Source organism: Gilvimarinus xylanilyticus, from assembly GCF_024195295.1.
Lineage (GTDB): Bacteria > Pseudomonadota > Gammaproteobacteria > Pseudomonadales > Cellvibrionaceae > Gilvimarinus > Gilvimarinus xylanilyticus.
Genome location: NZ_JAMFTH010000003.1, coordinates 218,712 through 241,279, shown reverse-complemented (window position 1 = coordinate 241,279; position 22,568 = coordinate 218,712). Strand labels below are relative to the sequence as shown.

21 protein-coding genes are annotated in these 22,568 nt (G+C 56.7%); 12 read left to right on the top strand and 9 right to left on the bottom strand.

Features of this window, described 5'->3' with window-relative positions:
* Window positions 1-59: 59 nt before the first annotated feature.
* The 3 genes from M6D89_RS11575 to M6D89_RS11565 are packed head-to-tail and all read right to left on the bottom strand — an operon-like array spanning window position 60 to window position 2,203.
* The gene (locus tag M6D89_RS11575; protein WP_253968232.1) at window positions 60-647 is read right to left on the bottom strand and encodes a YggT family protein; all 588 of its coding nucleotides are present in this window, start codon (window positions 645-647) and stop codon (window positions 60-62) included.
* 21 nt (window positions 648-668) lie between these two features.
* A complete protein-coding gene (proC, locus tag M6D89_RS11570; RefSeq protein WP_253968231.1) occupies window positions 669-1,484 on the bottom strand; it encodes a pyrroline-5-carboxylate reductase in 816 nt (271 codons plus the stop codon).
* Window positions 1,484-2,203 carry a YggS family pyridoxal phosphate-dependent enzyme gene (locus M6D89_RS11565; RefSeq protein WP_253968230.1) on the bottom strand — a complete coding sequence of 240 codons (720 nt, stop codon included), beginning with the start codon at window positions 2,201-2,203 and terminating at the stop codon, window positions 1,484-1,486. Before M6D89_RS11565 ends, proC begins: the two co-directional genes overlap by 1 nt.
* 87 nt (window positions 2,204-2,290) lie before the next feature.
* Here M6D89_RS11565 and M6D89_RS11560 point away from each other — a divergent pair, with 87 nt between their 5' ends.
* On the top strand, window positions 2,291-3,325 hold the full coding sequence (locus M6D89_RS11560; protein ID WP_253968229.1) for a type IV pilus twitching motility protein PilT: 1,035 nt from the start codon (window positions 2,291-2,293) through the stop codon (window positions 3,323-3,325).
* An 88-nt stretch (window positions 3,326-3,413) separates the two neighbouring features.
* On the top strand, window positions 3,414-4,559 hold the full coding sequence (locus M6D89_RS11555) for a PilT/PilU family type 4a pilus ATPase (RefSeq protein ID WP_253968228.1): 1,146 nt from the start codon (window positions 3,414-3,416) through the stop codon (window positions 4,557-4,559).
* A 189-nt stretch (window positions 4,560-4,748) separates the two neighbouring features.
* Here the strand turns inward: M6D89_RS11555 and ruvX are convergent, their stop codons facing one another.
* From ruvX to gshB, 4 genes are read right to left on the bottom strand one after another with little or no spacing between them, the layout of a single operon-like run.
* Window positions 4,749-5,171, bottom strand: coding sequence for a Holliday junction resolvase RuvX (gene ruvX / locus M6D89_RS11550; protein WP_253968227.1), 423 nt, complete (start codon window positions 5,169-5,171; stop codon window positions 4,749-4,751).
* On the bottom strand, window positions 5,171-5,761 hold the full coding sequence (locus M6D89_RS11545; RefSeq protein WP_253968226.1) for a YqgE/AlgH family protein: 591 nt from the start codon (window positions 5,759-5,761) through the stop codon (window positions 5,171-5,173). Before M6D89_RS11545 ends, ruvX begins: the two co-directional genes overlap by 1 nt.
* 54 nt (window positions 5,762-5,815) lie before the next feature.
* The gene (locus M6D89_RS11540; RefSeq protein ID WP_253968225.1) at window positions 5,816-6,721 is read right to left on the bottom strand and encodes an energy transducer TonB; all 906 of its coding nucleotides are present in this window, start codon (window positions 6,719-6,721) and stop codon (window positions 5,816-5,818) included.
* Window positions 6,722-6,724: 3 nt separating this feature from the next.
* Complete coding sequence (gshB, locus tag M6D89_RS11535) at window positions 6,725-7,684, bottom strand: glutathione synthase (protein WP_253968339.1); 960 nt, start codon at window positions 7,682-7,684, stop codon at window positions 6,725-6,727.
* 322 nt (window positions 7,685-8,006) lie between these two features.
* Here gshB and pilG point away from each other — a divergent pair, with 322 nt between their 5' ends.
* From pilG to M6D89_RS11490, 9 genes are all read left to right on the top strand, one after another.
* Entirely contained in the window at window positions 8,007-8,402 is a 396-nt protein-coding gene (gene pilG / locus M6D89_RS11530; RefSeq protein WP_253968224.1) for a twitching motility response regulator PilG, read from the top strand.
* Window positions 8,403-8,466: 64 nt separating this feature from the next.
* Window positions 8,467-8,829, top strand: a complete 363-nt coding sequence (gene pilH, locus M6D89_RS11525) for a twitching motility response regulator PilH (protein WP_253968223.1) — start codon at window positions 8,467-8,469, stop codon at window positions 8,827-8,829.
* A 55-nt stretch (window positions 8,830-8,884) separates the two neighbouring features.
* Window positions 8,885-9,427, top strand: a complete 543-nt coding sequence (locus tag M6D89_RS11520) for a chemotaxis protein CheW (RefSeq protein ID WP_253968222.1) — start codon at window positions 8,885-8,887, stop codon at window positions 9,425-9,427.
* A 121-nt stretch (window positions 9,428-9,548) separates the two neighbouring features.
* Window positions 9,549-11,780, top strand: a complete 2,232-nt coding sequence (locus M6D89_RS11515; protein ID WP_253968221.1) for a methyl-accepting chemotaxis protein — start codon at window positions 9,549-9,551, stop codon at window positions 11,778-11,780.
* A 31-nt stretch (window positions 11,781-11,811) separates the two neighbouring features.
* Window positions 11,812-12,675 (top strand): CheR family methyltransferase, encoded by an 864-nt coding sequence (locus tag M6D89_RS11510; RefSeq protein WP_253968220.1) that lies wholly within the window; start codon window positions 11,812-11,814, stop codon window positions 12,673-12,675.
* A 12-nt stretch (window positions 12,676-12,687) separates the two neighbouring features.
* Window positions 12,688-18,963 carry an Hpt domain-containing protein gene (locus M6D89_RS11505; protein ID WP_253968219.1) on the top strand — a complete coding sequence of 2,092 codons (6,276 nt, stop codon included), beginning with the start codon at window positions 12,688-12,690 and terminating at the stop codon, window positions 18,961-18,963.
* Between the two features lies 1 nt (window position 18,964).
* On the top strand, window positions 18,965-19,939 hold the full coding sequence (locus M6D89_RS11500; RefSeq protein WP_253968218.1) for a chemotaxis protein CheB: 975 nt from the start codon (window positions 18,965-18,967) through the stop codon (window positions 19,937-19,939).
* Complete coding sequence (locus M6D89_RS11495; RefSeq protein ID WP_253968217.1) at window positions 19,917-20,396, top strand: chemotaxis protein CheW; 480 nt, start codon at window positions 19,917-19,919, stop codon at window positions 20,394-20,396. Before M6D89_RS11500 ends, M6D89_RS11495 begins: the two co-directional genes overlap by 23 nt.
* 10 nt (window positions 20,397-20,406) lie before the next feature.
* On the top strand, window positions 20,407-20,934 hold the full coding sequence (locus M6D89_RS11490; protein WP_253968216.1) for a hypothetical protein: 528 nt from the start codon (window positions 20,407-20,409) through the stop codon (window positions 20,932-20,934).
* An 8-nt stretch (window positions 20,935-20,942) separates the two neighbouring features.
* On the opposite strand, the gene M6D89_RS11485 is transcribed toward M6D89_RS11490, so the two are convergent.
* Window positions 20,943-21,668, bottom strand: coding sequence for a 16S rRNA (uracil(1498)-N(3))-methyltransferase (locus M6D89_RS11485; RefSeq protein ID WP_253968215.1), 726 nt, complete (start codon window positions 21,666-21,668; stop codon window positions 20,943-20,945).
* A 78-nt stretch (window positions 21,669-21,746) separates the two neighbouring features.
* On the opposite strand from M6D89_RS11485, the gene M6D89_RS11480 reads away from it, so the two are divergent.
* On the top strand, window positions 21,747-22,280 hold the full coding sequence (locus M6D89_RS11480; RefSeq protein ID WP_253968214.1) for a glutathione peroxidase: 534 nt from the start codon (window positions 21,747-21,749) through the stop codon (window positions 22,278-22,280).
* Window positions 22,281-22,372: 92 nt separating this feature from the next.
* On the opposite strand, the gene M6D89_RS11475 is transcribed toward M6D89_RS11480, so the two are convergent.
* Window positions 22,373-22,558 carry a CPXCG motif-containing cysteine-rich protein gene (locus M6D89_RS11475; protein ID WP_253968213.1) on the bottom strand — a complete coding sequence of 62 codons (186 nt, stop codon included), beginning with the start codon at window positions 22,556-22,558 and terminating at the stop codon, window positions 22,373-22,375.
* Window positions 22,559-22,568: the final 10 nt, after the last annotated feature.

The window sequence follows — 22,568 nt, the reverse complement described above, 5'->3', positions numbered from 1 at the left end:
TCCCATTAAAGCGCATAACCTGTGCTAATGCCAGCTTTGGGCCCTGCGGGGCCCAAAGCTTAAAACCCGAGCAAAATTCCCTGGGCGCCCAACGCCTGAGCGATGGCCGGAATCAGAAACTGATTGCACAGGTTGAGGAATAAGAACAAGAAAATAGGGGATAGATCAATCGGGCCGAGCGGTGGAATCACCTTGCGGATGGGGGCCATCACCGGCTCAATTAACTGGCGCAGCAACACCAAAGCCGGGTTGTGGCTGAACGGGGCCACCCAGCTGGCAATAATGTAGATAATCATGCCGATAAAGTAGATCTGCACCAGCATTTTCAAAATGCCCACCACACCCATGGGGAGGATAATAAGGGGGTTGAGCAGTCCGCCACCGGCAACCAGGTAAATTAACTGACCGGCCACCCATTGCAGCAGCAGTGCCAGTACCAGCGAGGCGAGGTCAATGCCGTAAAATCCGGGAATTACCCGGCGCAGCGGCAGCAGTAAGGGGTTGGTTGCCTTGCTGATGCCCTGGGAAATCGGGTTGTAGAAGTCGGCGCGCACCAGCTGCAGCAAAAAGCGCAACAGAATAATGAGCATATACAGCGAGCCCAGGGTGCGGATCAGGTAAATTAGCATTTCTTGCATCGCGTTCATCGTGGCTCCTTTTAGCCTGACTTATTGGGTGAGCTCGCGGCCCAGTGATTCGGAACGGGCGGCGCATTCGCGCATGGCTTTTTCCACCAGTTCGCGTAACTCGCCCTGTTCAAACGTGTGTATTGCCCGCTCGGTGGTGCCGCCGGGGGACATCACGTTGCGCTTAAGTTGATCCACCGGGGTATCGACGCCCGCGGCAAGGCTGGCGGCACCCAGAGCGGTTTGCAGGGTGAGGGTGCGGGCGCTTTCGGCATCCAGCCCCAGTTTTTGCGCCGCTTCAATCATCGCTTCCATAAACAGAAAGTAATAAGCCGGACCGGAACCCGATACCGCCGTGACGGCGTGAATCAATGCTTCATCCTCTACCCAGGCGCACAGTCCCGTGGCTTCGGCCACTTGTTGGGCAAAGGCCCGATCGCTATCGGAGGCCTTGGGGTTGGCAAATAATCCACTGGCGCCTACGCCCACCTGGGAGGGGGTATTGGGCATGCTGCGGATAATGGCCAGGTCATCCCCCAGCCATTGGGCTAGGGCGCGGGTATCAATGCCGGCCGCTACCGAGAGAATCAGCTGCTGGTTTAAATCGGGCGCCAAGGCCTCGCAGGTGTCTTTTAGCATCTGTGGTTTGACCGCCAACACGACCACCTCGGCCCAGCGGACGGTCTCGGCGTTATCGGTGCCCACGGTAATGCCCAGTTTATCCGCAGCCTGTTGCGCCGACTCCGCGCTGCGAGTGGTGGCGCGTATACGCTCGGCGGGGTAATCGCCTGCGATCAAACCTTTAATAATGGCGCCGGCCATATTGCCGGCGCCGATAAACGCAATATTTCTGACCATTATGAAAAATCCTTTGAGGGTGTCTGAGGCGTGCGGGCACCGAAAAGGTCGGTGCCAATGCGCACCATGGTGGCGCCGCTGGCAATGGCCGCTTCCAAATCCCCCGACATTCCCATCGACAGGGTGTCCAAAGGCACATCGGGGAGCTGGGTGCGCAGCTGTTGCAGAGCGTTGCGCACCTCGGTAAACGCCCGGCATTGGGTGTCGTAGTTGTCGGATTTGGCCGGAATGGCCATAAGTCCACGCAGGTTAAGACCGGGCAGAGCCGCTACCTCGGCGGCCAATACGGGCAACTCGTCTAGGCTGACACCGGCCTTGCTAGATTCAGCGTCCACATTCACCTGCAGGCAAATGTTGAGCGCGGGTAACCCCTCTGGGCGCTGTTCGGCCAGGCGGCGGGCTACCTTTAAGCGGTCAACGCTGTGAACCCAGTTAAAGTGCTCGGCAATGGCGCGGGTTTTGTTGGACTGGATCGGCCCGATAAAATGCCATTCAATGTCGGATAGCTCGGACAGCTGGGTTTGTTTGTCCAACGCCTCTTGCAGGTAGTTTTCCCCGAAGCTGCGCAGGCCGCAGGCATAAGCTTCACGTATTTTTTCCGCGCCCTGCATTTTACTGACCGCAATCAGGGTAATATCTTCGCTATTGCGGTGCACCGATTGCGCGGCGCGGCGCAATCGGGCGGTGACATTGGCGAGCTTCTCGTCTATCTTGTGCATCTGACTTCCGAAAATTGCCCTGCGTGCGCCAACTTCAGTGGCTCACAGCAATGACAAAAAACTGACAAAGAGTAAGGGTTTAGCTGTATGGATATCACGGAGCTCCTCGCCTTTAGCGCCAAACAGGGCGCTTCGGACTTGCACCTTTCGGCCGGTCTCCCGCCCATGATTCGGGTGGATGGGGATGTGCGGCGTATTAACCTGCCCCCCATGGACCACAAGCAGGTGCATAGTTTGATCTACGAGATCATGAATGACAAGCAGCGCAAAGATTACGAAGAGTTCCTGGAAACCGACTTCTCGTTTGAAGTGCCGGGGGTGGCGCGTTTCCGGGTAAACGCCTTTAACCAAAACCGCGGTGCCGGTGCGGTGTTCCGTACCATTCCCTCTAAAGTACTCACCATGGAAGAGCTGGGCATGGGCCAGGTGTTTCGCGATATCTGCGCAGTACCCCGAGGCCTGGTGCTGGTGACCGGCCCCACGGGTTCGGGTAAATCCACCACCCTCGCCGCCATGATGGACTACATCAACGACAACAAATACGAACACGTTTTAACCATTGAAGACCCCATCGAATTCGTTCACGAATCGAAAAAGTGTCTGGTGAACCAGCGTGAAGTGCACCGCGATACGCACGGCTTCGCCGAAGCCCTGCGCTCGGCGCTGCGGGAAGACCCGGATATTATCCTGGTGGGTGAGATGCGGGATTTGGAAACCATTCGTTTGGCCCTTACCGCTGCCGAAACCGGCCACTTGGTGTTCGGCACCTTGCACACTACCAGCGCCGCCAAAACCATTGACCGGGTAGTGGACGTATTCCCCGCCAACGAAAAAGCCATGGTGCGTTCCATGCTGTCGGAATCGCTACAGGCGGTTATTTCGCAAACACTGATGAAGAAAAACGGCGGTGGCCGGGTGGCGGCCCACGAAATTATGCGTGGTACCCCGGCCATTCGTAACCTGATACGTGAAGACAAGGTCGCGCAGATGTACTCGGCGATTCAAACGGGTGCTTCGGTGGGTATGCAGACCATGGATCAGTGTCTGGAAGACCTGGTGGCTCGCCGGGTGATTACTCGCGAAGTGGCAAAAGAAAAAGCCAAAATGCCGGATAATTTCTGAGAACGCAGAACGCAGAACGCAGAACGCAGAAGCTGCGCTGGGGTAGGCGAATAGCTTGACCGAATAACGAGAATAGCTGGGTGACATTATGGATTTTGATCGATTACTGCAATTGATGGTGGACAAGGGGGCTTCGGACTTATTTATTACCGCCGGGGTGCCGCCGTCGATTAAGCTGCACGGCAAGGTGGTGCCCGCCACCGCTACCGCGCTGGCGCCGGAAAAGGCGCGTGAGCTGGTGTTGTCGGTAATGAACGAAAAGCAGCGGCGCGAGTTTTTGGAAGAAAAAGAGCTCAACTTTGCCATCAGTGCCCGGGGCATCGGCCGCTTCCGTGCCAGTGCTTTTTACCAGCGCAACCTGGCGGGCATGGTGTTGCGGCGTATCGAAACTCAGATTCCCAAAATTGACGATCTGCATCTGCCGGATGTGATTAAAGACCTGGCCATGACCAAGCGCGGCTTGGTGATGTTTGTGGGCGCGACAGGTACCGGTAAATCGACTTCATTGGCCTCAATGATTGGCCACCGCAATCGCAACTCCAAGGGCCACATCATTTCCATTGAGGATCCGATCGAATTTATTCACCAGCACGAGGGCTGTATTATCACCCAGCGCGAGGTGGGGATTGATACCGATTCTTTCGAAGTGGCCCTAAAAAATACCCTGCGTCAGGCGCCAGATGTGATTTTGATCGGTGAGGTGCGCTCGCGCGAAACCATGGAGCACGCCATTGCTTTCGCCGAAACCGGTCACCTATGCCTATGTACCCTGCACGCCAACAACGCCAACCAGGCGCTGGACCGGATTATTCACTTCTTCCCCGCCGACCGTCACCGCCAGTTGTGGATGGATTTGTCGCTTAACCTGCGCGGCATTGTCGCCCAGCAATTGATTCCCACCCCGGACGGCAAGGGGCGCCGCGCCTGTCTGGAAGTGCTGCTGAATACCCCTCTGATGTCAGACCTAATCCGCAAGGGTGAAGTGGGCGATTTAAAAGAGCTGATGAAAAAATCTACCGAACTGGGCATGCAGACTTTTGATCAGGCGCTATACGCCCTGTATGACAGTGGCGAGATCACCTACGAAGACGCCCTAGCCTACGCCGACTCGCCCAACGATTTGCGCTTGATGATTAAACTGGGCTCGGAGACCGATGCTACCTACCTGTCGAATGCGGCCGATAGTCTTTCGATTGAAGAGGAAGACACCGGGCGCGGGGGGAGGATGTTTTAATTGAGTTGGACGTCTGATGTCTGACGACTGAGGCCAAAACTGACTCCTTGCAGAGCAAGCAGTGGAGCGTCGGATGACGGACGTCTAATGTCCGACGCCAATGCTTGTTTTATTGGCTTGGGCTGTCGCTGTGGCAGATACTGATAATCAGACATCAGACATCAGACATCAGACATCAGACATCAGACATCAGACATCAGCGTTCAACCACGTCTCCAATATAATTCTCGCCGCAATGGCATCCACCGGATCGCTTTTGTAGTGGCTTGAGCCGCCGGCGGCGCGGTGTTCCTCTTTTGCCTCAAAGCTGGATAAACGCTCGTCGACCATTTCTACGGCGACGCCGAAGCGGCCGTGGATACGGTTGGCGAATTTGCGCGTGCGGGGGCAAAAGTCGCTTTCGCTGCCATCCATATTCAAAGGCAGGCCCACTAACACCAAGTCGGGTTGCCATTCGTCCAGTAGTTTTTTGATCTCGTCCCAGTTGGGAATACCGTCGCGGGCGCGCAGCTCGGTTAAGGCGCTGGCGCTACCGGTGGCGGTTTGGCCGCTGGCCACACCTATGCTGCGGGTGCCGTAATCAAACGCGAGTAGACGCTTGGGGGGCGACATTAGGCGTGTCCCGCCTGGCTGGATATGAGGTTGAGGTCAATGCCCAGATGGCGCGCGGCGGCGTTCCAGCGCTGTTCGGCGGGGGTGTGAAATAAAATTTGTTGATTTGCCGGCACCGTCAGCCAGGCGTTCTCGGCTATCTCCCGCTCCAGCTGGCCCTTGTCCCAACCCGCGTAGCCCAGTGCCACCAGGGTGTGTTCGGGGCCCTCGCCCCGGGACATGGCCTCGAGAATATCCCGCGACGCGGTCAGGGTAATATCCTCTGAAACCTCAATGCTGGATTGCCACTGGCGGTCGGTCGAGGTTGGGTGCAGCACAAAGCCGCGTTCGCCACTGACCGGCCCCCCGGCCAGGGCGGCCATGTGTGCCGAGATATCGTTGGTATCCAGCTCGAGTTGCTGATAAATATCGCTCAGGGTGAGATCCATTGGTATGTTGACCACAATGCCCATGGCGCCGTCGTCTGAGTGCTCGCAGATATAGGTAACGCTGTGGGCGAAATGCGGATCGCTCATGCTCGGCATGGCAATTAGGAACTGGTTGCGCAGAGCGCCTGGCTCGAAAGAGTGTTGGTGTGTATCCTTGGTCATGCTTTCAGTATTGGGGTAGGGGCCGGGAAACTCAAGCGCGTCGAGCGCGGGCGGTTAATTGGATGAGGTGCTGAGGCCGTCGATCTCAAACATCCAGGTGCGAATAATCTGCAGTTGATCGAAATTCTCACGCACTTCGGGGGGAATGGGGTCGAACGGCGCCGCCATGCGCACAATTTGCATCGCGGCTTCGTCCAGAATGCTCACTCCCGACGACTCCGAAAGCTCCAGCGCGCGAATGGTGCCATTGGGGTTAATGGTGACCGCCATGCGCAGTTGGCCGGTCAGACGCTGAGTCAGCGCTTGTTGCGGGTAATTGGCATTGCCCACCTGCTCAATTTTACGGCTCCACTCCAATAGGTAGGCGGCCTCGGGAACAGATTTGGTGGCCAGCGAGGTCAGTCGGCGCAAGCGGGGGCGCTTGGCATATTCCTGGCGCTGGCGGTCCAGTTTGGCCTGCAGGCTGGCGATTTCCGGGGTGATCATAGGCTGCTCTTCGGGCGAGCCCTCGCGCTCTAGCTCTTGTTGTTGGCTGTGGTTGTCGTTCTCTTGGACGACTTGACGCGTCGCCGCGGCATTGGTAGTGAGTAGTGGTTGTTCAGCCGCCTGGGCTTTCGTGCTGGCCTGTTGCTGGGGGACAGGCGCCACCTGGTTAACGGTGGGGGCGACAAAATCGGCCTGCTGGTCGGTGGTCAGCTCGCGGTTAGCAAGCTCGGTGCCGCTGGCCTGTTGGTTGTGCTGGGCCAAAAAGCGGGCGTCGTCGGGGGCCTGGTCAGTGCTGTGATTCGACAGGGTGATTTCCAGGGTAGGGGCCACCTCATCCGGCTGGGGCAAGCTGAAAGTCAGGCCGAATATAATCAGCGCGTGAGCCACAATGGCGACAAACACGGTAAAGCTTAAGCGGTCGATACTGTTGATGCGGGTGTCGACCCCTACCGCCACTGAGGGATTGCTGCTCATTACTTAGTGGGTCCGGTCCGCCAGGCGATTTTCAATGGCAAGCATAAGCTTGGCGCCAATTTGGGTGTCATAGGCGCGGTCGATTTCGCGCACGCAGGTGGGGCTGGTGACATTGATTTCGGTCAGGTAATCGCCAATCACGTCCAGTCCCACAAACAGCAGACCGCGCGCGACCAGTTCATCCGCCACCTGGCTGACAATCCAGCGGTCGCGCTCGGTAAGCGGCTGCGGTTCGCCGCGCCCGCCTGCGGCCAGGTTGCCGCGGGTTTCGCCGGCCGCCGGAATGCGGGCCAGAGCGTAGGGGATGGCTTCGCCTCCCACGATTAAGATGCGCTTGTCGCCGTTGCTGATTTCGGGAATAAATTTTTGCGCCATAATCAGGTGCCGGCCGTGCTCGGTCAGGGTTTCCAGAATCGAGCTGACATTTGGGTCCTGGGGTTTGCAGCGGAAAATACCGCTGCCGCCCATGCCATCTAGGGGTTTAAAAATAACGTCGCCGTGCTCTTTGTAAAAATTCTTAAGCTGGTCCATGCGCGCGCTCACAATCATGGGCGGGCAGCACTGGGGAAAGTGCGTGGCAAATATTTTCTCGTTGCAGTCGCGCAGGCTTGCGGGGTTATTGACGACCATAGCGCCCTGACGCTGAGCCGCCTCAAGAATATAAGTGCTGTAGATAAAGTCGGTATCAAAAGGCGGGTCTTTGCGCATTAATATCGCATCCAGCTCCCCCAGGGCGATATCGGCGGCGGCGTCAGTTTCAAACCAGTGTTCTGAGTCGTCAAATACCCTTAATGGGCTGGCGTAGGCCCGCGCCCGTTCTTTATTTAAGTAAAGATCAGTGGGTTCCATATAGTAGAGCTCATGGCCGCGCTCGCTGGCAGCCAATAACAGCGCAAGCGTGGTGTCTTTGTAATAGGTGATCTCTGCGATGGGGTCCATCACAACGCCAATTTTTAAGGCCATGGGTCGTTTGTCCAGCTCTAGGGTGTTGGGGCCAGTGATGCTCTCGGGGCGAGTCCCGGCCGTCTGTTTAAGGGGCACTAAGTTAGCCGCTCGCCGACCCGTGCGCAAGCCTATTGCGTCATAATTCAAGGGAATATTAAATAGGTTCGACCGTTGATTTATGAATATATTCAGCGATTTATAGATAATGCCTAAAAACTATGTTAAAAGTTGATCATATAAATAATCCCGGATTATTTGCGGCCGGAGATGTGTGTGCCTAGCCTGAGGGGGAGGACGCACCTCGGAGCATTCAAAAAATACAACGCAAAGGTCAGCCTGTATGGACGTTAGCTTGGAAAGTCTCAAAATCATGGTTATCGACGACAGCAAAACCATTCGTCGAACCGCCGAAACCCTATTAAAAAAAGCCGGTTGCACTGTGATTACGGCCACCGATGGCTTTGATGCGCTGGCAAAAATCGCCGATTCCCGTCCGGATATTATTTTCGTCGACATTATGATGCCGCGTCTCGACGGTTATCAGACCTGCGCGCTGATCAAAAACAACAGTGAATTTAAATCCACCCCAGTGATTATGCTGTCCAGTAAGGACGGTCTGTTCGATAAGGCCAAGGGGCGTATTGTCGGGTCCGATCAATACCTGACCAAGCCTTTCAGCAAAAGCGAGCTGTTGGGTGCCATTGAAGAACATGTGAAGCAGGCGCAGGCCTCCTAAGGCCGGCCCGATCACGTATAACACTAAAAACTGTATATAAGACTTTATTTGTATTGGGGGTCCCATGGCCAGAGTTCTAATTATCGACGATTCGCCCACCGAAACCTACAAACTCACCACCATGCTGGAGAAGAGCGGCCACGCTGTTCTCACCGCGCCTAATGGCGAAGAGGGCGTTGCCCTGGCGAAAAAAGAAATGCCCGATGTGGTGTTAATGGATATCGTCATGCCCGGCTTGAATGGTTTTCAGGCCACCCGTCAGCTAAGCAAAGCGCCCGAGACGGCCAATATCCCTGTGATTATCGTCACCACCAAAGATCAGCAAACCGATCGTGTGTGGGGCATGCGCCAGGGCGCCAAAGCCTATTTGGCCAAGCCCATTACCGCCGATGTGTTGATGGATGCCATTAACGACGTTATGGCCTGATCGCGGCGCTGACCTCAGCGCTCAATAATCTCAAAGGATGTAGCGGAACCGGGTTATGGCCGAGCAATCGAGTGCATTTTTAGCCCTAGCAGAGCTGGCTCAGAGCAGTCGCAACGCCGCCAGAGGCCTGCCGGCGCAAATCGATGCGCGCGAGCAGTGGAGCGGCGTGGGTTTTACCCTTTTAGGCAGTCACTTTGTCGCCTCGATGGACGAGGTGGCGGAAATGCTTGAAGTGCCCAGCTTTACCCATTTGCCCGGCGTGCAAAGCTGGGTTCGAGGCGTTGCCAATGTGCGTGGGCGCCTCCTGCCACTGTTTGATTTGGCGGCCTTTTGCGGTGGCCGATTGGTCGGTGGACGCAAACGTCGTCGGGTTTTAGTGCTGGAAACCGAAAGCCTTTATACCGGGCTGATTGTCGATCAGGTGTTCGGCATGCAGCATTTTCCTGTGGATGAGTACCAGAGCGAAACCGGAGATCTGGTGGAGGCTATCAGGCCCTATGTGCAGGGCAGTTATTTTGCCCAGGGGCAGCAATGGAATGTGTTTAAGTTATCAGAGTTAGCGCGGGATCAACGCTTTACCAATGCGGCAAAGGATTGATAACGGGCTGTATTAAGTGGAAAAAATACGAGAGGGATTTTGGTCGAGAGAGCCTGTCGACCAGATTGACCCTTAACCAACAATTTACAACAAGTAACAAAAGTCGGTCGGGAGTGAGTCAATGAAAACTGAGTCCAGAACTATCGCTGCGACGATCAAGAGCAATCCTGCGATTGTTCTCGCCAGTGTGCTGCTGGTGGTCTTTTTGGTCGCCACGTTAGTCGTGTTTGTGTTGGTGCAGCAAAACGCTGCAAACGACCAACGCTATCTGCAGCAAACCGCTGAATTGCGTGCCCAGGCTTTCCGCTTGACGTCTCTGTCCAGGGACGCCACCTCGGGGGAAGAAGAGTCGTTCGCCGAGCTCTCCTCGGTGGTGGATAACATGTCCGAGACTTGGGAAACGCTGCGCAATGCCGATCCCCGCACCCGCGAGGTATTGCAGGCCGAGTTTGGTGAGTACGGCAGTGTCTGGAACGATATCAAAAAGAGCTCCCAGACTATCCTGGAAAACCAAGAGACGATTATCTTCCTGAACGATGTGGGGGGCGAGTTGAACGATCGCCTGCCGACATTGCAGTCGCAGCACAGCTTGATTGTGGAGATTCTGCTGGAAGCGGGCGCTCCGGCCGAGCAGGTGTCTCAGGCGCAAATGCAGTCCTGGCGCGCCGAGCGTATCGGTCGTAACGTGGATAAAATGCTGCGAGGTGGTGACGAGAGCGACATTACCAGCATTGCCGACCAGTTTAACCGCGACGCCAATATTTACGGTCGGGTTCTAAACGCCATGGAAAGCGGCGACGAGATGATGGGTATTTCCCAGGTGACCGACCCCGATGCCCGTGCCAGCCTGGAAGAAATTGCCTCGTTGTTTGAAACCGTCAGCGGCTCGGTACAAACCATTTTCGAAGGTGCCCCGGCGCTGTTTGAGGCCCGACAAGCAGAGGATGCAATCCTCGACCAGACGCCCTTACTGCTGCAGGCGCTGAGTAACGTATCCGATAAAATTGATGCCCTGGGCGGCGAGCGCCCCCTTAACAATAATGTTCTGATTGCCCTGGCCGCGGCCGCGATTATCTGTCTGGGCATTATCGGTGTGTTGATCTACATGGGTACCCGCCGTCGCCTGGCGGTGACCGCCGATACCAACGAGCGCAACCAAACGGCGATTTTGCGACTGCTGGATGAGCTGGCTGACCTGGCCGATGGTGACCTGACCACCACCGCCACGGTAACCGAGGATTTCACCGGTGCGATTGCCGACTCGATTAACTACACCATTGACCAGCTGCGGATTCTGGTGGCGCGAATCAACGACACGGCGGTGAACGTATCCGCCGCCGCTCAGGAAACCCAGCAAACCGCTCTGCATCTGGCCGAAGCCTCTGAGCACCAGGCGCAGGAAATTGCCGGGGCATCCGCAGCGGTTAACGAAATGGCGGTTACCATTGACCAGGTATCGGCCAACGCCTCCGAATCGGCCGCGGTTGCGGAGCGCGCCGTATCCATTGCCGGCAACGGCGCCAAGGTGGTACAGAACACCATCCACGGGATGGACACCATTCGCGAGCAGATTCAGGACACCTCGAAGCGGATTAAACGTCTGGGTGAATCTTCGCAGGAAATTGGTGACATCGTATCGCTGATTAACGACATTGCCGACCAAACCAACATTCTGGCCCTTAACGCTGCGATTCAGGCCTCTATGGCCGGTGACGCGGGCCGCGGTTTCGCGGTGGTAGCGGATGAGGTGCAGCGCCTTGCGGAACGCTCGGCCGCTGCGACCAAACAGATTGAAGCGCTGGTTAAAACCATTCAGAACGATACCAACGAGGCGGTGATCTCGATGGAGCAAACCACCTCTGAGGTGGTGCGCGGTGCCCGTCTGGCGCAAGACGCCGGTGTGGCCCTGGAAGAAATTGAGGGTGTATCCAGCTCGCTGGCCGAATTGATTCAGAACATCTCCAACGCCGCCCGTCAGCAGGCCTCTTCGGCCGGTCACATCTCCAACACGATGAACGTGATTCAGGAAATTACCACTCAGACCTCGGCAGGTACCAGTGCCACGGCGCAATCGATTGGTAATCTGGCCGCGATGGCCATGGATCTGCGCGAATCGGTTGCCGGCTTTAAGCTGCCCGAGGAAGACGTTGATTCCAGCAATGACCTTGTCGACAGCTACGCTGCCGCGACCGCTGACACCAGCATTGACACGTCGACTGCAGAAGCCGACACCTTGGCTGATGCTGCCGATTTGCAAGACGCCGAAGTGCTGGATTTGAATGACGAGGTGGAGCTCGAGATTGATATCGACGGTGACGACTCAGATAACTCCGATAACCGCCATTCGGGTTAATGACTTTCGGGTCATGTCAGTAGGTTGATTTATGGGCTGGTCTCTGCGGACGATTGCCGATTTAAGTGACAATGAGTTTGCTCAGTGGAGTAAATTGCTAGAGGAGCGGGCGGGTATACAGCTCGTTCCTATGCAAAAGTCACTATTGCAGTCGCAGCTGACGATCCGTATGCGCGAATTGGGACTAGACGACTACAGTACCTATTACGCCCGGGTCACCGATGGGCTGCAGGGGCGCCTTGAGTGGTCGGTGTTGATCGATCGCATAGCAGTTAAAGAGACGAGCTTTTTTCGCCACCGCGAGTCGATGGAATTTGTGCGGCATTACCTCCAGCACAAAATCGATAACCGCCAGCTTAACGCCAGTTTTGATGTGCTAAGTGTGGGCTGCTCCAGTGGTGAAGAGCCCTACTCGCTGGCCATGGTGGTGAACGACTGCTTTGAGCTCGCTCACCTGGAACCCTACTACGGCATTACCGCTTTAGATATCAGTAACTCCGCTCTGACAAAGGGCCGGGAGGGGCGCTACTCAACCCGTTCCACCGAACACATGAGTGGCGAGGAAATCAGTCGTTACACCAGTTTGTGTAACGATGGCCATTACGAAGTGGTGCGCAAACTGCGCGACAGGGTGTGTTTTACCCACGCCAATGTACTGCACATTAAAGACATGCCCGCGGTCAAAATGGACGTGATCTTTTGTCAGAACCTGTTGGTGTATTTTCGTCGCTGGTTGCGCCGCGACATACTGAATTCGTTATCCGATCGTTTAAAGCCCGGCGGAGTCCTGGTGATCGGGCTGGGCGAGGCCGGCGATTGGGAGCATCCGCAAATGCAGCGGGTAAGCAACGACGCTATACAAGCCTACATCCGGCAAGAGCATAAAAAACAATGAGGAAGGCGCTAGATGGCTGATAATCGCAACTTCGCGGCTCTGGATTGGGTCATACATGAAATTGCCGACACCTTGAAAGAAGCCCGGCAGTCTCTGGAGTCCTTTGTCCAGGACCCCAAGGATAAAGCGCGCCTCCGGTTTTGCCTCACCCACATTCATCAGGTGCGGGGCAGTTTGCAGATGGTGGAATTTCACGGCGCGGTAATGCTCGCCGAAGAAATGGAACACCTGACTCAGGCGATGCTGGATGAAAGTCTGAACAATGAAGGCGAAGGCGCGGAAGTTTTAATGCGCGCCATCCTGCAATTTCCGGTCTATCTCGATCAAGTTAAAGTCTCGCGTCAGGACAACCCCTTGGTGGTTCTGCCTCTGCTGAATGATTTACGCACCGTGCGCGGTGAATCACTGCTGTCTGACACCAACCTGTTTATGCCCGATCTGTCGCCTGCGCGACAAGTCAGTGGTCAGCGTTTACCTTTGCTCGACAGCGACGCGCAGTTTAAAGCCACGGTTGCCAAGCTGCGGCAGATGTATCAGGTGGCGGCGGCGGGTTTTATTAAATCCGTTAATCCCGATGAAAACCTTACCTACATACACAAAGTTTTCCAGCGTCTGCACCGCCTGAGCACAGGTACGGTGCGGCAAAATTTATGGACGATCGCCATTGCCCTGGCCGAAGCGCTGGAAATGGATGCCATTGAATCCAGCGTGTCGGTGAAAAATTTGCTCCGTCGTCTGGACCGGGAAATCAAAGTGCTGGTGGTGCATGGCACCAAAGCTCTGTCGGCACCGGCAGAAAATGAGCTGTTAAAAAACCTACTCTACTATGTCGCGCGCTCGGGTAAGCATGCCCCGGGCTTTAAAGACGGCTCGTTTTTGCAGCAGGTGTATTCCCAGTACCAACTGGACAAAGCGCTGCTGGAAAGCAAAGAAAGTGGCGACGGCGATGGCAACTTTACCACTCCCGACCCCGAGGCGATGCGCTCGGTGGTGGCGGCATTAAAGGTCGAGCTGGACGGGGTGAAAAATGCCCTTAACCGTTGCATTTCCGAGGGCGCCGGACAGTCAGAATTAACTGAGGCCTGCAATATTATCAAGCGGGTGGCCGACACCATGGCAGTCTTGGGTATTGGCGATTTGCGTCGCGACGTGCTGGATCAGGGCGCGGCGCTCGAGCTCGCGGCCCACTCCGACACAGGCTTGAGTGAAGATCAGTTGATGGCGGTGGCCAACCGTATCATTGATATCGAAGGCGAGCTGGACGTGGTGGCTGCCAACGCCGGCCGCAGCCCGGAAAAACACGTTAAAGATCAGGCGGGTATTACCCTGGGTGAAGCCAAGTCCTCGGTAATGCGCGAATCGCGCAATGGTCTGGAACACGCCAAAGACGCCATCGTCGAATATATTGCATCCCAGTGGAATCGCGACCATCTAAACAATGTGCCGCAAATGCTGCGCGATATTCGCGGCAGTCTGGATATGTTGCCGCTGCCCCGTCCGGCCAAAATTCTGGGCGCCTGTGCCCGCTATATTGACGAGCAGCTGCTGCAAAAAGAGCTCACCCCCGAGTGGTCTACTTTGGACACCCTGGCCGATGCCATTACCAGTGTGGAATATTATCTGGAGCGCATGGGCGGCGACAGCAGTGAAGAGGAAAACGAGCTGTTGCTGATGGTGGCAGAGGAAAGCGTCGCCGAGCTGGGGTACGCCGTTGCCAGAACCTCGCCTCCGCGCGAGCAGGCGCCCGAAGCCGATACCGAAACCGCAGCCGAATCGGACGATCTGGCCGATCAACTGCAGAGCGCTTATGCCGATGCCCTCGGCGATTCCCCCGAGGGTGACAGTGACGATCTTGAAGTCGAGGAAATCGACTATCCGACCCCCGTGGACGAGTCGCAAGCACAGGTCGGGGCTGATGCACCGCCAATGCTCGATACCGACTCCTCGGCGCCAATCGATTCCAAGATGCCTGTCGATAACTCGGACGAACCCGAGCCGGACGAGCAGGAGAGTTCGGCCGATGTTGAAGCCGCTGAGACCTCGGCGAGCGAGCCAGAGCAGGAAGACGAGAACGATATCGACGATGAAATTTTGGAAATTTTCATCGAGGAAGCGGAAGAAGTCAGCGAGACTATTAATGAGTACTTCCCCCGCTGGGCGCAAAGTTTCGAAGACGGCGAAGCCTTAACTGAGTTCCGCCGCGCCTTCCACACCCTGAAAGGCAGTGGCCGAATGGTGGGTGCGAGCGATATCGGTGAGCTGGCATGGTCGGTTGAAAACATGCTTAACCGCGTTATCGACGGCACCATTGTGCCGGGCGATGCCCACGTTACTTTTATTGAAAACGTTCGGCTCAAAATTCCGGCCATGATCGAGGCCTTTGCCAAGGGGCAGCCCACGCCCGAGCTCGACGTGATAGAGCGGATGCGCGAACAGGGTGAACAGCTTGCGCACGGCGAAGTGCCTTATGATTTGAGGCCTTTATCGCTGTCGGGGGAAGAGGCCGCGCCTCAGCAAGAAGCATCGTCGGAATCAGAGATCTCGCCGGATGCGGAGGAGGTCGGCGCGTCAACAGAGTTACTGGACGTAGACGTCTCACCGGATTCAGAAGACCTACCGGAGGCGAACGAGACGGCCGCGCTAGCCGACGAGGATGATGACGATCCGGACAGTCAGCTGTGGGAAATATTTGGCAGTGAGGCGCTCTCCCACTTGGCGATTGTGGAAGACTACATCGCCCGTATGGAAGCGGCGCGCCCGCTGTTCGAGCCGCCCAGCGACGATATGCAACGCGCCCTTCACACCCTCAAGGGCAGTGCGCATATGGCCGAGGTAACACCTATCGCCGAGCTGGCCACGCCGCTGGAGAAGTTCGTAAAAGAGCTGCGCAGCTATCAGATCAATATCAATGACGATATTTTGCAGCTGTTGCAAGACGGGGTTGTCTACACCAAGGAGGCGCTTGAAGATATCAGCGCCGGACGCGATCTGGTGATTCCACGGCTTGAGCAATACCTGGCGCGGGTGGCCGAGCTGCGTGAAATTCACGTGGCTCCTTTGGCGCAAATGCAAGAAGCCGATGCCAACGGCAAACGCCCGGTCGACCCGGAACTACTGGAAATATTTATGGCCGAGGAGATGAACCTACTCCTCGACGCCGACGAGTTAGTGCATCAGTGGCAGGCGGCCCCCGATAATATTGAGCCCTTAAGACCTGTGGTCGATGAGCTGAAAAACCTCACCCGTGGTGCGGCCCACGCCAACCTCCCGCCTATGGCGAGCTTGGGCGACAAGCTTTATCAAGTTTATCAGCTGTTGCTGGCGCGCGAGCTGGGTTGCAGCGATTCCCTGTGCCAGGATTTAGTGAGCATCCACACCGCTTTGTTGGATATGGTGGATGCCATCGCCGCTGGACAGAATTTGCAGCCCATACCGCCGCACATTGACGCCGCACTGAACTATTGGCTTGACGGTGCCAAGGCCAACACTAGCCTGTTAGCCGAAGCCGAAGCCGAAGCCGAAGCCGAAGCCGAAGCCGAAGCCGAAGCCGAAGCCGAAGCCGAAGCCGAAGCCGAAGCCGAAGCCGAAGCCGAAGCCGAAAGCGTGCCTGAGTCAGCGGAGCAATCCGCCGAGGAATCTTTCGAGGCGCCGGATAGCAACCAAGAGCCGCTCGATACCGAGTTGGATCTTCCCGCCGAAGAACCGACGCCAGCTACTGAATCAGAAGGCGAGGCAGAGCCTCAAGGTGGCGATGCGAAAGAGCCGCCACCCCAAGCATCCGCTCCTGCGGCAGATAGTTTTGCCGCCGATGTTGAAGTCGAAGATGAACTGGATGAAGAGATTCTGGAAATCTTCATGGAAGAGGCGGAAGAGCTCTGTGAAGAGATTGAGCGATCGCTGCACGACTGGGAAGAAGACTGGAGCAACACCGAGTGTGCCGAAGAGCTAAAACGCAGCTTGCACACCTTAAAAGGTGGTGCCCGTTTGGCCGGTTTGACCGAGCTGGGCGATTTAACCCACGAATTTGAAACCCGCTTGATTGAAATGAATCTGGCGGATATGGATCAGCCGACCTTTGAAATGTTGGTTCAGTACCAGGATCGTATTCACCATGGCGTGAGCGTGGTTAAGGCAAAACTCCATGGAGAACCCCTGCCCGAAGCGCCAAGACAGGCGCCCGAGCGTAAAGCGCCCGAGTCCTCCGAGCCCTCGCCCACGGATACGACTTCCGCCGACGTCGAAGACTCGGCTGAGCAGGAGCAAGCTGCCTCTGCCCCCGCGTCCAAACCGGACGCTGCGGCCGAAGGCAAAGTCCTGCCTTTCGCCCCCAAAAGCAAACCCCAGCCCGAGTTTGGCGCCATGCAGCCTCAGTCCGGAGGTGGCGGAGGCGGCCAGGTGGCGACCACGGCCGCCCAGGCTCAGCATTTGGCCGCCAAGCGCAGCGGCCCGCAAGAGGTGGTTAAAGTATCCGCCGAGCTGCTCGAAGAGCTGGTGAACCTTGCCGGGGAAACCTCGATTGCCCGCGCACGTATTGAAGAGCAAGTGGGCGATGTGGGGATTGCCCTGGACGAGATGGACGTCACCATTGAGCGTCTGCAAGAGCAGCTGCGCCGCCTGGATATCGAAACCGAAGCCCAGATTCTGTTCCGCCAGGAGCAAATGGCTCAGCACGACGATTTTGACCCGCTGGAAATGGACCGCTACTCGGCGCTGCAGCAGCTGTCCCGGTCGCTGGTCGAATCGGCCTCTGACTTGCTCGATTTGCGCATGACCCTGGTGGATAAAACTCGCGACACCGAGACCCTGTTGTTGCAACAGTCGCGCATTAATACCGACCTGCAAGAAGGGCTGATGCGCTCGCGCATGGTGCCTTTCTCGCGTCTGGTGCCACGGCTGCGCCGGATTGTGCGCCAGGCGGCATCGGAATTGAGCAAAGACGTTAATTTCCAGCTGGATAATGTTGAAGGCGAGCTGGATCGCTCGGTACTGGAGCGGATGATCGCGCCTTTGGAACATATGCTGCGCAACGCCGTCGACCATGGTATCGAGCCACAGGAAGAGCGCCAGGAAGCGGGTAAAAACGAAGCGGGTACCATTTCCTTAAGCTTGTCCCGCGAAGGCGGCGAAGTGGTGCTGCGTCTGCGCGATGACGGTCGCGGTATCAACCTGGAACGGGTGCGGGCCAAAGCCATCGAGCGGGGCTTAATGAGCGCCGATGCCCAGTTATCCGACCAGGATGTGATGCAGTTTATTCTCCACGCCGGCTTTAGTACCGCCGACAAGGTGACGCAAATATCCGGCCGCGGCGTGGGTATGGACGTGGTTCACTCCGAGATCAAGCAGCTCGGCGGCACCATGTTTATCGCCTCGCGCTGGGGCGAGGGCACCGAATTTACCGTGCGCCTGCCCTTTACCGTATCGGTTAACCGCGCCCTGATGGTAGAAATTGGCGACGATCACTACGCCATTCCCCTAAATACCATTGAAGGTATTGTGCGGGTCAGCCCCTTCGAGCTGGAGCACTACTACCAGGATGAAAGCGCCCGCTTTGAGTACGCCGGCGAAAATTATCTGGTGCGCTACCTGGGCTCGCTGCTCGACAGTGAGGCCATGCCCAAACTCGACGGTCAGGCATTGCCGCTGCCGGTCGTGTTGGTACGCAGCGCGGAAAATACCGTGGCCCTGCAGGTGGACAAACTGATGGGCAGCCGCGAAATTGTGGTGAAAACCCTGGGCGCTCAGTTCAGTACCGTGCGCGGTGTCTCCGGCGCTACCGTGATGGGGGACGGCTCGGTGGTGGTCATCCTCGATTTGCACGCCCTGATTCGCGAGCAATTGGCCTTGGGGCTGGCAGAGACGACTTTGATCGAGCCCTTTAAGCAGGTACCGCAGGATGACGGTGAAGAGGAAGAGAAGACCGTCATGGTGGTGGATGATTCGGTGACCGTGCGAAAGGTAACCGGTCGCTTCCTGGAGCGCGAGGGCTATAACGTGGTGACCGCCAAAGACGGCGCCGAAGCTATCTTGCTGCTGCAGGATCAAATTCCCGATGTGATGCTGCTGGATATCGAAATGCCCCGCATGGACGGCTTTGAGGTGGCGAAAAATATCCGCACCAGTTCGCGGCTTAAACATTTGCCAATCATCATGATTACCTCCCGTACCGGCGAGAAACACCGCGAGCGGGCGCTGGATTTAGGGGTTAACCGCTATATGGGTAAGCCCTATCAGGAAGAGGCGCTGCTTAACAATATTGAACAGCTGATTGCCGAGGCCGAGGAGCAGTGAAATGCCGGCGCCGCTGCGGCTGGGAATAGTCGTCGACAGCGACGCTAAGCTGGTTGCTCTGAGGTCGGCGGCGCAACAGGCGGGTCAATTGGTCACTGATACCCGTTGCGTTAGCACGCCCGAGTCTCTGGATGCGGGCCAGCTATCTATCGATGTAGATGCATGGCTGGTGGATATGGATTGTAGCGACCCTGAGGGGGGCGCAAACCACAGTCTGCAAGTGCTCAGTGCTTTGTCCGTGCCGGTAATTGTCAGTGATAGCACCGAGGTCGAGTCCTCGCCGGCCGAGCGCTCGCGCTGGAGTGAACAGTTGACCAGCCGTCTGCGCCGCTTGGCGGCGGAAATTAATTTACAGGCCGGGCCTGCGGCGCAGAATATCTGGATATTGGCCGCCTCGACCGGGGGCCCAGAGGCGGTGTCCGAATTTTTGCAGCACTTGCCGGGGCGGCTTCCAGTGGCATTTCTTTACGTTCAGCATATTGGCGAGGGGTATTCACCAGCGCTGATCAATATGCTGACTCGCAGTGGCTGTGAGGCCTATCTGGCTGAGCCGTGCGCGGTGTTAAAGCCGGGCAGCACCACGCTGATTGATCCGGGTAGACGTGTCGACGTTCAGTCCAATGGCACCTTAATGGTGTCCGATGAACCCTGGGGTGGCGGTTACAAGCCATCCATCGATCAGCTGGTGGCCAATGTCGCCCGTACCCACGGCGCTCGCTGCGGAGTGATAGTCTTTTCCGGTATGGGCGAGGACGGCGCCGCCAGCACTCGCCTAGTGCATCAGCAAAAAGGGCAGGTGTGGGTGCAGCGCCCCGACAGCTGCGTGGTGGACTCAATGCCCCGTGCGGCGATAGCGACGGGCTGCGTCAGTCGCACCGGTACTCCGGCCGAGCTGGCCGAGGCTTTGACCCGTTTCGTAAACAACCGACATTATTTTCAGGAGCAAGCTAACTATGAGCGCTCAGCAACACATTGAATCTGGCCAGATGGAAGAAGTGGCCAGCTTATTGGTCCCCTTGACTGAGAAAACGCTACTGATGCCCAACGTGACCGTGGCAGAAATCGTTCCCGTGGGGGAGATTAGCCCGCTCGACAATGCCCCCGACTGGCTTTTGGGGGAATTATTGTGGCGCGATTTGTCGGTTCCTCTGTTGTCCTTTGAAGTGCTCAACGGGTATCCTGCCCCAGCATTAACCAGCCGTTCGCGGGTGGCGGTGCTCAACACCACGGGTATTGATGCTGAACTTGGTTTTATTGCGATTGTCACACAGGGGTTGCCGCGTTTGGCGCGGGTAACGCCCAGTGAAATTGTCGAGCGAGACGCCGACAAAGATGAATACGATGAAATGCTGGTCAGCTGGGCCGGAGAAGCTGCCGTGATACCCGCCGTGGGGAAACTTGAGCAAGTGTATTTGGATTATCAAAAAGGTTAGTTAGGGATTTATGAGCGATAAGCAGTGGTTGTTGGCCGGTATGCTGGCTGTGTTAGTGGGCTGTGGCGCGGAGCGCGATGAACCTTTTGATCCGGGCACAACGATCGATGACGAAGACGATGAGGATGTGGTCAGCGTTAGCGTGAGCAAAGTCTTGGATGGCGACAACACCTTGTTGGAAATTGACGGGCAAAAACAGGTGTTAGTGTTTCGCAACGAAGACGACTACTGGTTGTTTTTAGATCGCTACAGCGACACCTTGCCGGTCAACGAGCCCGACTTTACCGACGGCCAGGTAGTGCTTATTGATCTGGGTGAGCGCGAAGACAATAACTGTGAAGATTACCTATCTCTCGAGTCGGTGCGTGCACAAGAGGCGGGCGACAATACCGCCAAGTTAGTCTTGCAGTACGACGAAAATACCGCCTCCACCGATGAGGAAGCCTGCCCCGAAGAGGATGCCGAGACCTTGCGCCCTTATTATTTTTACCATGTCGAGACTCGCCGCGAGCTGATTGTCTCCGAAGCGCTGCAATAGAATCGGCGCTAAAGATCGCCCCACAGGTGTTGCACTAAACTCAGCGCAACAATAGGGGCGGTTTCGGTGCGCAATACTCTGGGCCCCAAGGTTAAGGGGCTAAAGCCCGCCTGGCGCGCCGCTTCTATCTCGGTGTCACTCAGTCCGCCTTCGGGGCCGATCAACAAAGACACGCTCGCGGGAGCAGCGCCAGAGTCTAATCGGCGGCTGTCGCGATGGTGCAGAACGTATTTCTCCGCCCCCCGGGCCTGGGGTAAATAGTCTTGCAGGGTGCAGACCGAATCGAGCTGCGGCAAAATATTGCGCTGGCACTGTTCGCAGGCGCTAATACAGATTTGCTGCCAGTGGGCCTGCTTTTTTTCCAGCCGCTCACCTTTCAGTTTAACCTCGGTGCGTTCGGTAACCAGAGGCACCAGCCGCGTTACCCCAAGCTCGGTGGCTTTTTGCAGCACCCAATCCCAGCGCTCGCCCCGCGACAGCCCAATCGCCAGCTCAATCTCCAACGGAGATTGGCGGTTCTCGGCTAAGTGGTCGCCGATCTCCAGGGTGACGTTTTTCTTATCCGCATCCAGTATGCGGGCACTGAATTCGCCGCCCTCGCCGTTAAACACCGTTAGCGGACGGCCACTACCCATGCGCAGTACCCGGGCCACATAATGCGCCTGGCGATCGGTGAGAGTGAGCGTTTGCCGCGCCTCGAGCGTATGTTCGAGGTAGAGCCTGGGGATTCGCATAGGATAAATTGTGTTGGTCGCTGAATTAGGCGTAAGATCATAGCAAATGAGACACCCACAAGGGTACGGAGATTAACCATGAGATTATTGACAGTACTGCTGGTGTTGGCCGGATTCACGACCACGGCTGGCGCTGACGAATGCCCTGACTATCTGCAGGGCGAGTACCGCAAGCTGCACTCATCTGAAACCACCAGTTTATGTGAGCTTTTGCAGGGCAAATCGGCATTGGTGGTTAACACCGCCAGCCACTGTGGTTTTACCCCGCAATTTGAAGGGCTTGAGGCGCTTTATCAGCGCTACCGCGAGCAAGGGTTGGTGGTTGTGGGCTTTGCCAGCGACGATTTTAAGCAGGCGGCCAAATCCGAAGAGGAAGCGGCTACCATTTGCTATACCAACTATGGGGTAACCTTCCCGATGCTGGCGCCCACTGAGGTGAGTGGCGAACAGGCCAATGCCTATTTCGCCTGGCTGGCCGAGCAGACCGAAGAGCCCGGCTGGAATTTTAATAAATACTTGGTTAACGCTAAGACCGGCAGTGTGACGCACTTTGGTAGCAAAACCGCACCCGACGCCAAAGCCCTGCGCGAGGCAATAGAAGCGGCCTTGTAGGGGCTAGCAGCTTTTGGAACCCCCGTACTTACTCAGCCTGGAAGTTCCGCAGGCCTCGCTGAGCATGCAAGGGGTTTTCAACAGCTGCTAGGTTACTCCTGCTCGACGGTGACGTTAAAGTCACCGTCGAAATCGTAATGGACATGCACCAGTATTGGTTGACAGCAGACGTGGCAGTCCTCAGTGTAGGACTGATCACCCGCTGACTCGTCGATGAGCAGCGTCAAGTGGGCGTCGCAAAAAGGGCAGGCAACGGCTCTCTCGGCGAGATCAGACATAGCGGTTGCG